The following is a 14544-nucleotide window of genomic DNA, read 5'->3' on the forward strand; positions in this document are numbered from 1 at the left end:
CCCGATGGCTGTCGAACTCCCGGAGCCCCTCCAGTGGGTGCTTCTGCTGCTCGCGGGTTGCCGCTGGCCGGAAGCCGACGAGGACCAACTCCGTGACATGGCCGATCACTGCCGCAAGACGGCGGACGGCCTGAAGGACGCCGCGCAGGCCGGCGACGCCACGATCAAGCGCGCGTTGGAGGGTCAACAGGGCGTCGCCGCCGAGGCGTTGGGAAAGTACTGGGAGAAGTACTCGGTCGGCAAGGGCACCCCGGAGGAGCCCGGCTACCTGCCCGGCGCGATCAACGCGCTCAACGGCATGGGCGACATGCTGGAGCAGATGGCCAACTCCGCGGAGACGGCGAAGATCCAGATCATCGCCCAGCTCGGCATCCTGGCCTTCGAGTTGGCGACGGCCGAGGCCGAGGCCCCGTTCACCGCGGGCGCGTCGATGCTGGAGGTGCCCGCGTTCATCGCGGCGACCCGGGCCACGGTCATGGCCACCCTGAAGACGCTGCTGAAGGAAATGCTCGTGATGGCGGCCAAGCAGGCCGCCCAGATGGGCGCGATCAACCTGCTGGCCCAGGGCATCGAACTCGCCGAAGGTCACCGCAAGAGCATCGACATGAAGGAGGTCGGGCAGAACGCGCTCGGCGGCGCGGTCGGCGGCGCGTCCGCCCACCTGATCGGCAAGGGCATCGGCAAGGCCGGCGAGAAGCTCGGGGTGGAGGCCGCCCTCAAGACCACCGGCGGCAAGATGGCCACCGGCGCAGCGATCGGCGTCGGCGCGGACGTCTCCACCCAGCTGATCACCACCGGCAAGGTCGACGGCGAATCCCTGCTCGGCTCCGGCCTCTCCGGCGGCGCGGGTGCGGGCCTGCACGCGGGAGCGTCCGCCGCGAAGGGCCACTTCGCCACGCCGAAGGCCGCGGAGGGACCGAAGCTCCCCGGTGCCGGCGAACACGGCGGCCAGGACGGGCCGCCCACCTTCAACAAGTCGGACAGCCCCGCCGGCGCGAGCGCCTACCACGGCCCCTCCGGCAGCAGCACCACCGGCGGAAGCTCCGGTACCCCGCACACCGCGGACGCGGGTACGTCGATCGGGGCCGGTTCGCACAGCACGGGCTCCGGCACGGGCGAGTCAAAGGTCAACGGGCTGACCCCGTTCGGCGCGGGACGCTCCGCCGACAGCCCGTCCATCGGCGCACAGTCCACCGGCCGCACCGCCACGCCGAGCCACGACGCCACCCCGGCTCCGGCCGCGGCCACGCACCAGCAGGCAGCCTCGCCCACGCACGAGACTCTGCCCCGCCAGGAGGCCGCCGCGCCCACGCGTGAGACGGCGACGCCGCGTACGGAGGCACAGCCTGCTGCGCCTGTGCATGAGTCGGTGCCGCGTCAGGAGGCGGCCGCGCCTGCTCACGAGACTTTGCCTCGGCAGGACGTGGCTGCGCCTGTGCATGAGTCGGTGCCGCGTCAGGAGGCGACGGCGGCTGCTCATGAGACTTTGCCTCGGCAGGAGGCGGCCACGCCTGTGCATGAGTCGGTGCCTCGGCAGAACGTGGCTGCGCCTGTGCACGAGTCGATGCCGCGTCAGGAGGCGACGGTGCCTGCTCACGAGACTTTGCCGCGTCAGGAGGCCGCCGCGCCTGTGCATGAGTCGGTGCCTCGGCAGGACGTGGCTGCGCCTGTGCACGAGTCGATGCCGCGTCAGGAGGCGACGGCGCCTGCTCACGAGACTTTGCCTCGGCAGGAGGCCTCCGCGCCTGCGCACGAGTCGGTGTCCCGTCAGGAGACGGTCGCGCCGGCGCACGAGGCGGTGACGCCGCGTACGGAGCCTCAGCAGCCTGCCGGTCAGACGCACGAGTCGGTTCCGCGGCAGGAGTCCGTCGCGGCGCAGCCGCACGCTGCCGCCCCCGTGCCTGCGCACGAGTCGGTGCCGGTCGCGCCGTTGCATGAGTCGGCGCCCCGGCAGGAGAGTGTCGCAGCGGTGCACGACCCGGCGCAGCCGCCCGCCGCGCCGCCTGCGCGAGAGTCCGTGTCGCGCCAGGAGCCCGTCAATCCGACGGTGCCGCAAGAGAGTTCGCCCGTCCGTGAGTCCGTCGTCCAGGGCGACGCGCAGGCGGCGCGGCCGACCGGTGCGGGCGGGATGCCCAATCTGTCGGGAGTTCTCGGTGGTGGCGGGACGCATCTGGACGGGGGGACGCGGCTCTCCGCCGGGCCGGCTGCGCCGCGGCCGACGGCGGGGCCGGAGCACGTGCCGGGGCAGATCGGGCCGGACGGAGCGGGAGAGGTTCCGGCGGCGGCGAGTGCCACGCAGAATCCGACGGCGGGCGGGTTCACGCCCGGGCCGGTCGGCGGGGCGGGTGGGCACGGCGGGGCCGGGGCTTCGGGCCATGCCGCGCCGTCCTCGGCGGTGCCGCGGCAGGGGCGGGACGGTCAGGCGGTCACCGGTCCGAACCGTACGGGCGCGGTCCCGGCTCCGGCCGGTGGCACGATCCGCCCGGGTGCGGGCCGGGTCTCCGAGTCCGGGGCGGGCACGCCGTCGCGCAATCCGGGCGAGGCGAACCCGGCGACGTCCCGGCCGGTCTCCGAGCAGGCGCACGACCGGCTGTTGGAACGTCAGCGGCAGGAGCGCGAGGCGGAGCTGAGGGGGCTCGGCGAGAAGCCGTCCGTTCGGGACGCGGTCGATCAACTCGGCGGCCGGCAGCGGCCGGTGGCGACCCGTCCGGTCGACGCGGACCGGCTGCGGCAGGACCTGCCGGGCATGACGCCGCACGAGCGGGCCCAGGAGATCGCCAATCTGAAGCCGGAGAACCGGCGTTGGCTGGCCCGCGATCCGCAGTTCGTGGACTCGCTGAAGTCGACGCTGCCGCCGGAGGACTTCGCGCGGACCGCCGCACAGCTGATCGTGCACGTGGACCCGCGCGCCGAGCAGGCCGCGTCCGCGCGGCTGGAGGCGCAGCAGCAGGTCGCCCGGATGCTCCAACACCCGGACACTGCGGCGAGGTTGCTGAAGAACGGCGCGGACGTGGTGATCGTGCCGAAGGACGTCCGGATGACCGACGTTCCGGACCTGCACGGCCTGGCCGGCGCGCACAACACCAGCGAGGCGGGCGGCGGTCGCGGCTACGACGACATGCGCGGCTCGGGCGGCCGCCACTCGGCCGTCACCGAGGAGAACCTGCTCGGCGAGCACACCTCGGTCGGCAACGACCCGCACTACCAGGACGGTTACTCGACCACCACGCACGAGTTCAGCCACACCGTGCACCGGTTCGGGTTGGAGGAGCACGACCAGAAGCTGATCACCGACGCCTTCGCCAAGAAGTCGAAGGACCCGAAGGCGCAGTGGCCGGACGGTCCGCTGCGCGGCGCCAACGGCGAGAAGAACTACTCCGCGCGGGACGAGCAGGAGTACTTCGCCCAGGTCACCAACGCGTACCTGGGGACCAACCACGGCACCGACCCGTTCACCGGCCACCCGCGCAACAACGGCGAGGCGTGGGTGCGGAAGAACGAGCCCGAACTGCTGCCGCTGCTGGAGAAGTTGTACGGCGGGAAGCCGGCCGCGATCCACGAGGGCCGGGCGAATCCGGTGCACCGGACCGCGGCGGAGAACGCCGCGTACGACGGATTCCGCGAGTTCATGGACCACGTCGACGGCAACGGGGCCACCGCCGCGGCCGGGCACCAGCCTCCGGCGGCCGAGCACCGGCCCCCGGCCGAGAGCCGGCCGCAGCGCGCCGGGACCCCGAACGAGGACCTTCCGGCCCCGCCGCCGCCGTCCCACAGCAATGCTGCACAGGGGAGTTCGGGTCAGGCGAGCCACACGCCGGACGGTGACTACGAGCACAAGATCGACGGCCAGAAGACCTTCGACACCATCGAGTCCTTCCTCGGCCACTCGCCGGAGTTCCAACAGGTCCGCGCCGACCTGGAGACCTACGCGCGGGCCGATCTGGAGAGCGGCGACACCAATGCGATCCTGAACCAGTACCGGAACGAGAAGCTCCAGCACGTCGACGTGGTGTCGAGGGCGAACGCCCGGTTGGACGAGCAATTGCGGGCGGTCGAAGTCGAGTTGCGGAAGGGCAACCACCAGCCCGACCGGCTCGCCGAACTCCAGGAGCAGCACGGCCGACTGGAGACCGCGAAGGCCGCCATGCGGGAACAGCGCGACCGGTTGGCGATCTTCGAGCACGAGCGGATCAAGGACGCCGACCCGGCCCGGCCCGACCTGGCCGACCGGCTGCGGGCACGTCAGGAGGCGGAGCTCAGGGTCCTGCCGGACACCATCCAGCGGATCAGGGCCGAGGAAGCCGCCAATGACAAACTGCTGGCCCAGGCCGAGCAGCGCAAGACCGACGCGGAGGCGGCCGGCACGGCCTCCGGCGTCCACGACAAGCGGATCGCGGACCTCGAACTCCGGAAGGAGACGCTGCAGAAGGACCGCGAGGCCCGCGAGCAGGCCCTGCAGGACGCCGACGCGGCGATCCAGCAGAACGCACCGCACCCGACCGGCGGCACCCGGCCCGGCGGCGTGTCGGCACCGGCCAAGAAGGCCGACTGGACGCTGTTCGACCGTGCCTACCGCGAGGCGTACGCCTACTCCGACCACGGCGTGATGAGCCAGCAGCCGCACGCCGAGAAGGTCACCGAGCGGATGCTGAAGAACGACGTCAAGCTGGAGCGGGCGGTCGCCAACCGCAACCACGTGATCGCCGACTACATGGTGCACAAGTACGTGACGGCGGCGGTGTTCAAGGCCCGCGCGATGGACGAGGGAAGCCACCGGGCGGCCTCGGACGCGTTCGGCGACTTCGTCACCGCGATGGCACCGGACCGGCACCGCATCTACGACTCGTTCGGCAAGAAGGCCGAGGCGCGGCTCGCCGTCGGCCTGCCGGAGGAAGCGGTGCTGGCACGCCGCGACCTGACCGCCACGCCCGACACCGTCGACCTCAAGGCCACCTACGGCAGCGACCGGCTGCCGGAGGCGTTCGAGACGCACGGCATCACCGACCGCACCAGCGCCGACGAGGCCGCGGCGAACCTGGAACGCGAACTCGGCCGGCCCGGCCTGGACGTGTTCGCCCGGCCGGAACTCGACCGGCTGGCCGCCGCGGTGGCCAAGGTCGACCCGCACGCCCCGAGCGGCGATCAGCTCGCCGCCGTGCACGACGCGATGGGCGCGGTCCGCCAGAAGGTCAACGAGCGGGCGGTCGACGACCTGGCCCTCGTCAACGGCGTCACCGGTCCGCAGAAGCTGGACGACGCGTCCGCCGTGCTGCGCGCCGTCGCCGACGGCCGGCACGGGCCGCTGACGCCCCCACAGCAGAAGCGGCTGGCCGGCCAGTTGGACGACCTGGCCGGGCACCTCCAGAACGCCCGCAAGGACCCGAAGGCCCTGCGCGACCTGGCCGCCGACCTGCGGACCCGGCCCGACCTGGCCACCCCGGACCGGTACCGCAGCGCCGCCGAGCAGTTGGCGAACGACCGCGCCGCGCTGCGCAAGCACGAGATCGACCAGCGGCTGTCCGAGCTGGCCGACCCCGCCAAGGGCACCAAGCGGCCGGTGACCGTCGCGGGCGACGAACTGAAAGCGGCAGAGGAGGCGGTGGCGACCCGCAAGAACGACATCGCCACCTACGAGAAGGAACTCGCGGACGCCAACGACCTCCACGACGCCGCCAAGCAGAAGGCCGAGGACTCCGCGAAGGCCGCGAAGGGCTCGACGGACCAGGCGAAGAAGGACGAAGCGAAGAAGGACGCCAAGGCTGCGCGGGAAGCCAGGGCGGCCGCCGGCAAGCTCCGGGACAAGCTCGACGAGGCGCGGGCCAAGCTGCCCGGCGACGAGCGGGACGTGCTCACCGCCAAGGCGGTGGACGACCGGGTGACGGAGCTGTACGACAAGGAGATCGCGGACACGGCCGCCGCCAAGGGCAAGCCCGTCTCCAAGCTCACCGCCAAGGACAAGACGGTCGCCGCCCGGGTGGCCTGGGCGCGGGCCGACGTGGAACTGGTCGGACAGCAGTACGGCGGCGCGTTCGCGCGGGCCGGGGCGGGCGAGAACCACCCCGCCGCCATGTTCGACCGGGCGCTGACCGCGAAGGTCGAGGACGTGCCCGCGCTGATCGAGCAGATCACCGCCGGCCTGTCCAACAGCGGCTCCAACCTGCGGTTCGGCGACGAGCTGGTCAACAAGTGGATCCAGAACTACCTGGACCCGCACGTCATCCGCGACCCGGACCTGCTGACCGCCGTCGCCCACGAGCAACTGCCCCCGGAAGTGCTGTACGCGCCGCACACCGCCGACCTGCTCCAGGCGGTGCGCAGCCTGGAGGCCAACGGCCTGGTGCCGCCCGAGCTGCGCGACATCATGGCGCCGAAGACCCAGGACGACCTGGAGCAGTTGGTGACGGCCAACAAGCTCAGCCCGAGCGCGGAGATCGTCACCGACGACCTCGGCGTCCCGTCCCCGCACGCCGGCAAACTCCCGGTCTCCTCGTCCGGCGACCACACCGCCCGCGCGGGCGCCGCCAAGCTGACGGACGACCAACTGGCCAGGCTCGCCCCCGAGGGCCTCTACCAGCCCGACCGGGTCCCGCAGCCGACGTCCCCGGCGCAGCCGCACCCGCAGCCGACGCCGGACCAGGACGTCGAGATGACCGACGCCGGCCCGCACGACGCCCCCACCGCGACCGTCCACACCCCGGACGGGGACGTGCAGATGCACGACGGGACGGCCGACGCCGGGCGCCCCGGCCTGAAGCGCCGCCGGGAGGACAGCGACTCCGACAGCGACGGCGAGCCCGGCCCGAGCACCGTCCGCCGCAGACTGGCCGGCCTCGACCTGAACGGACCGACGCCGCCGCCCCCGCCCCCGCCGCCCGCGACCACCGGGCACGGCTTCGGCGCACCGGCCACCGGCCACCGGCCCCCGCCCCCGCCGCCCGCCGCACACGACGGGGCGTCAGGAGCCGTGTCGCAGACGCCCGTTCACGGGCAGCCCTCGCACGACGCGCCCTCCCCGGCGGAGCACGTCACCGACCGCGACAGCGAGCCGATGGACGTCGACACGCCGCCGGCCGCGAGGCCGCACACCCCGCCGGTCGAGCACGTCGCCGGTCGGGACGGTGAGCCGATGGACGTGGAGACGCCTCCGGCAGCCATCGGGCAGACGCCGCCGGTCGAGCAGGTCGCGGGTCGGGACGGTGAGCCGATGGACATCGAGACGCCGCCGACGGAGCACATCGCGGGTCGGGACGGTGAGCCGATGGACGTCGAGACGCCGCCGGCGGCCGGCGCGCACACGCCGCCGGTCGAGCACTCCACCGCGCAGGGCGACGAGGCCGCGACGCCGCAACCGCAGCCCCGCAACGACCGCAAGCGCGGCCGGGAGGACGAGGAGGTGACGCTCCGCCGCGAAACGGACCCGGCCGTGCAGGACGGGCGGGACGCCAAACGGCAGCGCACCCCCGCGTACGAGAACTCCGAAGCGGTGATGCACGACCGCGGGTACCAGGCGGTCGGCCCGCAGCACGAGCTGACCGGTCGGCTGATCGAATACCTGGGCGGCGCACCGAAGGTGCACCCGCCGATGAGCAACCTGCTGCTGCACCAGGTCAATCCGCACCAGTCGCCGGTGCGCCCCGCCGAGGGCTTCCGGCCGGGCGACGACCTGAAGGCCTGCCTGGAGAACGTCGAGGCGTACCGGGACACCCACTTCGGGCGGCCCCGGGTCTCGGGGCAGACGGTGCACGGCACGGTCGAGCCCATCCCCGGCGACGTGCTGTGGAAGCGCCACGACCCGCCCGCGCGGTTCGGCGAAGGCCCGGACGCGCTGCGGCAGTTGATCGACACCGTGAAGAGCGGCGGGCGCGGAAGCTTCGCCACCGTCCTGGGCGCCGGCCCGACCGGTGCGGGGCATGCCGTCGCACTGGTCCACGACCGGGACGGCAACGTGCGCTGGGCGGACCTGACGGAACGCAAGGTCTATCCCGCCGTCAGCTGGCAGACCCCGCCCGGCTTCCGGCCCGAGTGGACGGTGTGGGCCTCCGTCGCCGGCCCGCGCGAGGACAACATCTCCGGGACGCCCGACCCGGCGTTCATGGAGCGCTACAGCACGCTCGTCCGGGCCGAGCCGCGCGACACGTCCGAGCCGATGGACATCGACGACGGCTTCGGCGGCAGCAGCCGCCCCGGCGCCGACGTGCCGCCCCGGACCGAGGTGCTGGAGGAACACCGCGGCGGAACACCGAAGGACGGGACGCCGCAGAACGACGCCACGCCGCAGCCCGACGTCCCGCCGCAGACGGACCGGACGGCGCCCGGCGGTGGCCGGTCGGAGCTGCCGCAGACCGGTCCGGTGGGAGGAGCGAGCCGTCCCCGATCGGCCTCGGCCCCGGCCGAGTTGGGCCCGCGCACCGTCACTCCGGGCCGGTCGGAGACGGTGACCGAGCCCCGGGAAAGCCTGCGCTCGCCCTCCCCGGCGGAGGCGGAGCACACCGCACCGCGCACCCCGAAGAGCGAGCAGCCGGCCGGCGCGGAGTTCCCGCCGCCCGGACCGCGGGTGCCGGTGGCCGGAGACGGCTACTGCCTGCTCCGGTCCGTCGCGGTCGGCGCGCCCGAGCTGACGGGCCCGCGCACGGCCGGCGCCGAGGACCCGGCGCAGCGACTGCAGACCGCGGTCGGCGACCACTTCCGGGCCCTGCGCCCGGACGAGTGGCCGACCGAGGTCGTCGCCAACTACCGCGGCACACTGCTCAGCCGGCCGGACCTGCGGGCGGAGGACCTGCTCAACTACCTTCCGGCGCAGGACCGGGAGGCCTTCACGGGGCTCTCCGTCGAGCAGCTGCGGGACTCCGTGGGCCGACACCTCACCGACAACCCGCCACCGCCGACGGCGCACGAGCGGGAGGCACTGCTCCGGACCGTCCAGGGGTGGGACACCCGGTGGCGGTCCACCGAGGGCGAGATGCTTCCGGCGGCGACCGCCCACGCGCTGGGCCTCCGGCTCCGCGTGGTCGATCACGACGGCATCACCCAGGCGGTCTTCGGCCCGTCCGACGGCCGCCCGGTGACGGTGTACCGGCAGAGCGACCACTACGACGGCAGCGAACCGCCACCGGTCACCGCGACCACCGAGCACACCCCGACAGAACCCAATCCCGCACCCCGCACGGAGCAGACGCCCGACCTCAAGCCCGAGGCCGAGCTCAAGCCTGGCCTTGAGTCGAAGCCCGAACCGCCGACCGCGCCCGAGGCGGAGCCCGAGTTCGGAGCTGAGCGCGAGGTGGGGGTGAAGTCGCCGGCCGAGGCCGAGCTCAAGCCTGGGCCTGAGTCGAAGCCCGAACCGCCGACCGGGCCCGAGGCGAAGCCCGAGTCGAAGCCGGAGGTCCGGCCCGAGGCCGAGGTTAAGCCTGAGCCTCAGTCAAAGTCCGAACCGCCGACCGAGTCCGAACCGAAGCCCGAGGCTGAGCCCGAGTCCCGGCCCGAGGCTGAGTTCAAGTCTGAGCCCGAGTCAAAGTCCGAGCCCGAGCCGAAGCCGCAGCCGGAGGCCGTCGCGCCGAGGCCGATCGCCGGGACGGACCTGGTGGTCGGGTTGACCGGGCACGAGGTGGCTGTCCGGGAGAAGGTCATCGACGTCCTCGCGCGGGCCGTGCCGGGGGACCGGGCGGCGGCGCGGGCCTTCGCGGACGCGTACTTCGGTCCGGCGACGCTGCGGCCGATGCTCGGTGCGCTGTCCCGGGGCGAGGTGTGGACGGCGCCGTTCGAGGGCAACGGCTGGAGCGGAAGCGTTCAACTGCGGGGCAGTGTCACGGAGTCGACGTACCTGCGGACCGACAAGATCGAGTTCGAGAACGGCGCCGACCGGACGGTGGCGACCGGGACGAACCGGGACGCGCAGTGGCAGTTCAACGTCGGTGCCCAGGCCCGGCATGGCCGCGGGATCGGGGAGCCGTCGGAACTCGTCGCGTACTACCACGATCGTGGCCACGGCGAGGTCAACCTCGACCTCGGCGGCATGGTGGCACGTTCGAAGACCAACGAGCCCGCCAAGGTGTTCAGGTCGACGATGCGGCTGGAGCTCGACTTCGGCGACCTGCGCCACCAGGGTGCCCCGGTACGCGGCGAAGCGGCCGGCCGCACCGAGGCGGTGGACGTCGATCTGACCGTCGCCGTGCCGGTGCGGGACGGCGGCACGGCGGCCGGCGAACTGCGGGTGCCCCCGCAGCGGCTGCTGGACGGCCGGGTCGGCGGCCAGGAGATCGTGCTGGACCTCGCGCCGCGCGGCACGTCCGGGAACCGGCCGCCGGTGGCGGCGCTGCTCGACCACGTGGAGGCCGCGGCCAGGCAGGAGTTCGGCGGTGACTGGCCGGCGCTGCGTGAGAAGGTCCTCGCCGAGGTGGACTTCGCGCGTCTGCAGCGGGACGTGAAGAGCATGACGGCGGGCGAGCCGGTCTCCGTGACGCTCACGGACCGGCGCGGGCGGCCCCTCGGCACGGTCGACATCACCGCCCGGGTGGGGGAGCTGAAGCAGTCCGGCACCACCAAGGAGACCGAGTTCAACATCGGCACCACGGTGCAGCAGGTGCGGAGCACGTCCTCGAACCGCGGCAACGCGGGGCAGTTCGGGTTCTCGGCGGCGGTCAAGCCGGGCACCGGACTGATCGGCGGAGGCGGAGCCGGGCGGCTCGGCCGCGACCACGTGGAGATCTCCGGCGACGCCCGGACCTCCCAGCTGACCAGCAAGTCGAAGGTGCCCGGCGTGCTCTACGACGGCACCGTCCACTTCGAGTTGTCGTTCAACGGCAAGAACGTCGCGCACGACGCGGGCACGGCGGACATCCGCCTGCTGGTCGACCGCGCCGACACCACCGCACCGCCGGTCACCCCGGACGGCGGCACGGCCGAACCGGCCGGGGCGAAGCCGGCCGAGCCGGCCGGTGCGGAGCCGGAGTTGCACGAGGTGGCCGGCCCGCCGCAGAGCGTCTGGCACGGCGGCGACGATCGGGGCGGGCTCGGTGAGACCGTGGTCGTCCGCGACGTGGAGAGCACCGCGGCGCTGCGCGAGGCGCTGGACGCCAAGGGACGGGAGCGGTTCGGCGACGACTGGAACGCCGTCCGCGACCAGGTGATGCAGGGGTTCAGCCAGCCGAACCTGGCGGCCCGGCTGACCGGGATGACCCGCGGCGAGGCGCTGGAGGTGAAGGTCCCCGGAAAGGAGGGCCTGGTCGTCACGGCGGTGGCCCGGGTGGAGTCGATGACCTACCGCAGGGAGGACGGCAAGGCCGAGCTCAACACCGTGAACGAGACCAGCTCGTTCGCCGTGGACCGGCGGCTGGGCGCCCGCACCACCATCGAGCAGGGCCAGGTGGGCGGCACCGCCGCCAAGGGCACGCCGGGTGTCGACCTGGTCGCCGCCGGCTCCGGCCAGCAGCGGCAGCGCGTCGGCGGGCAGGGCCGGCAGGCCGACCGGGTGTACGCCAACGGCAAGTACGGTGCGCCGCAGGCGATCTACGGCGCCGAGCTGCGGGTGGACCTGCACGTCGGCCGCCCCGGCGAGGCACCCGGGGCCGGTCCGGACGTGTCGGCGCCGCTACGCGTCGAGGTCGGCCTGGACGCCCGGGACACCGTCAAGGTGCAGGCGCCGCGCAGCGAGGACGGTTCGGTCGCCTTCCGGCGGCCGGAGCGGAAGCCGCAGGCCGAGCCGAAGCCCGCGAGCACCGAGCCGGCCACCCACACCGCGCCGCGCCGGATGCGCGAGCGGCACGAGCTGAACGCGTCGTACGTGGTGCACACCCTCAGCGGCGCGGACCAGGTCCGCACGGTCGTGGAGGACGCGGTGCGGACGAAGTACGGCGAGCCGTCGGAGGAGGTCAAGCAGCGGATCGGCGCGAGCTTCGACCGGATCGCGCTCAAGGCCCAGCTGTCCCAACTCACCCGCGGCGGGCGGATCACCGAGACCGTCTCCGGGAAGACCTGGTCCGCGGAGGTCACCGTCACGGCCCGGCTGGGGGAGTCGACCTTCCACTCCCGGACGGACAAGTACGAGTTCGAGTCCGGCACCCGCACCTCCAGCGGCCAGGGCGCGGTCCGCGACCACCGCAACCGGACCGACGGCGGCGGCCAACTCAAGGTCAAGGCCCCCTTCGTGGACGTCACCGGCGGCTACGCGTACCGGGTGGACCGCAGCTACGGCCAGTCGGCGGAGACCGTCGGCTCGGCGTCGAACCGCGGCAAGCACGTCGAGCCGGCCGTGCTCTTCGACGTCGCCGCGCCCTACGACGTGACGGTCACCTTCAAGCGGCTGAACGTGCCCGACGGCTCGCACACCGCGACGGTGGACACGGTGGCGCGGGTGGCCGTGCCGATGCGCGACGCCGACCCGGTGGCCGGGCCGGTCGAGCGGACCACCGCGAAGCAGCCGAAGGGCTTCGTGGAGGGACGGCGGCTGGACTCCTCGGCGATCGTCACCGACGTTCACGCCCTGCCCAACGCGGCGGAGAACAACGGCAGTTCGACCGGGCGGCGGATGTTCGGCGAGTCGGTCCTGTCGCAGGTCGAGTCGGGCTGGAAGCCCGGCGGGCTGCGCCTGCCCGGCGGGAAGGCGCCCGGGCAGCAGAAGCTGGAGCGCAACCCGTTCGACAGCGACTGGGCGGGCATCCGGCGCAAGCTGGACGCCGAACTCACCCCGGACCGGCTGCAGTCCAGGCTCAAGGGCATGACGGCGGGCGACGAGATCGTGGTGCGGCACGGGCGGACCACCGTCCGGGTCGGTGCCGTGCTCCGCGACCGGATGGAGCACCTGGGCGACTCCGGCACCACCGAGTTCAACGCCGGCACCGACGTGCAGCGCAGCTTCGCCCGCACCGACGGCACCGGCACCAACCACCAGGGCACGCTCGGCGCGGTGGCCTCCGTTCCGGTGCCGGCCGCGCCCGGGGTCTCGGTGACCGGCGGTCTGACCGGCACCGGCGGCCGGGGCCACGACCGGGTGGACGTGCAGACCCGGAGCACCGCGGCCGGGTCGGCGACCAAGGCGAAGCTGCCCGGCAGCGCCTACGCCGGCGAGGCGGAGCTCCAGTTCACCATCACGCGGCGGCCGTGGATCGGCGCCCAGGTGCACCAGCGGCGCACGGCGGCGATCGGCTTCGAGTCGCTGGTGGAGACCGGCGAGACCGTGCCCGTCCCGTCGAAGTCCGGTACGGCGGCGGGGAGTGACGGGGCGTCGGAGTCCGGTGCGGCGGCGGCGAGTGACGGGGCGTCGAGGACCGTCACGGTCCGGCCGCCCGAGCCGGTCACCGTCCAGGTCCCGCCGGAGCGGGTCTGGGAGTCCGGCCTGCGCGACACCGACGTGCTGCGCTGGCTGGGCGACGTCGGCGGCGTCCAGGACCTGGTGCGACTGCGCGGGCCGGAGTACTTCGGCGCCTCGGCGTGGCAGGAACTGGCGCCGGTGGTCGGCACCGTGACCTCGCACAGCCACCTGTCGGCGCTGTTCGGCACCGCCACCCAGGGCGCGGAGGTGGCGGCGAGCGTCCCGTCCAGGCGGGTGACGCTCGGCGGCGGCAAGGGCGTCGAGGTCGGGGTGAAGGTGGTCTCGCTCGAACACCGGGCGGTGGACGACAAGGTCGAGCTGAGTCCGGCCAACGGCACCACCGCGGGCAGCACCCGGTACGACCTGGCGGCGAAGAACGCGGGCGTCCAGGGCCAGCTCGGCGCCAAGATCACCGGCGATGTCACCAACAGCCCGGGGATCGTCGGCGGCGCCCAGCACCTGTGGCGCGACGGCGGCGGCCACGGCGACTCGGGGCAGGTGGTCTCCAACGGCAAGTTCGCCACCCCGATGGCCCGTTACGCGGGCCACGCCGAGGTCGAGGTGACGCTCTTCGACGGGTCGCGCAACCCCGTCAAGGAGAAGGGGATCGTCCCGTTCGCCGTGGACATCCCGCTGTCGGAGACCACCGGCTCGCAGATCCCGGGCGACCACTACCTGGCGTTCACCGGGGAGCACCAGGGCGGCGAGCTGCGCGTCACCGAGGGCGGGTGGCGGCTGGAGGAGGTGCACCGGGTGGTGTCGCCGGACGCCGACGGGCCGTCCGGCCCGGCCGCCCGCAGCCGCGCCGAGCACGAGCAGCTGATCGGCACCGTGCGGCTCGGACGGGCGGTCTTCGAGCGGGAGTTCACCGCGGGCACCGAGGAGGGCGCGGCCCGGATCCGGGCCACCCACCGGCTGGTCGAGCTGGGCGGCGGCACCTCGGCCGGCACGTCCGCGCTGCTCGGCGAACTGCTCGGCACACCGGACGGGGAGCCGGTCCGGGCCGACCAGGTGCGCCGGGTGATCGACTGGGTCGGGCGGCGGAGCGCCGACGGCCCGGTCGGCCGGGACGACCTGGCCGCCGGGGCACGCAGCGGCTGGGCCGGGCCGGAGGAGTCCGCCTGACGGGGCGGCCGCGCGGGGCCCCGGGGCGGGGGCCCGCGGCCGGGGGGCGCCCAACAAAGGTGATACAGGGGGGCCATGACAGCCCAAGACAAGGTTCGGTCTATATCTGACCCCCG

General features: G+C 73.7%; 1 protein-coding gene. It reads left to right on the forward strand.

The genetic code is table 11. The features are described 5' to 3' along the window. Positions 1–4 precede the first annotated feature (4 nt). Complete coding sequence (locus tag ACFV1L_RS09655) at positions 5–14428, forward strand: hypothetical protein (RefSeq protein WP_380364517.1); 14424 nt, start codon at positions 5–7, stop codon at positions 14426–14428. Positions 14429–14544: the final 116 nt, after the last annotated feature.

Source organism: Kitasatospora sp. NPDC059646 (assembly GCF_042734615.1).
Classification (GTDB): domain Bacteria; phylum Actinomycetota; class Actinomycetes; order Streptomycetales; family Streptomycetaceae; genus Kitasatospora.

What these genes read in the sequence shown, in the direction of transcription:
- ACFV1L_RS09655 (WP_380364517.1), top strand. Translation starts at nt 5, where the DNA reads ATGGCTGTCGAACTCCCGGAGCCCCTCCAGTGGGTGCTTCTGCTGCTC.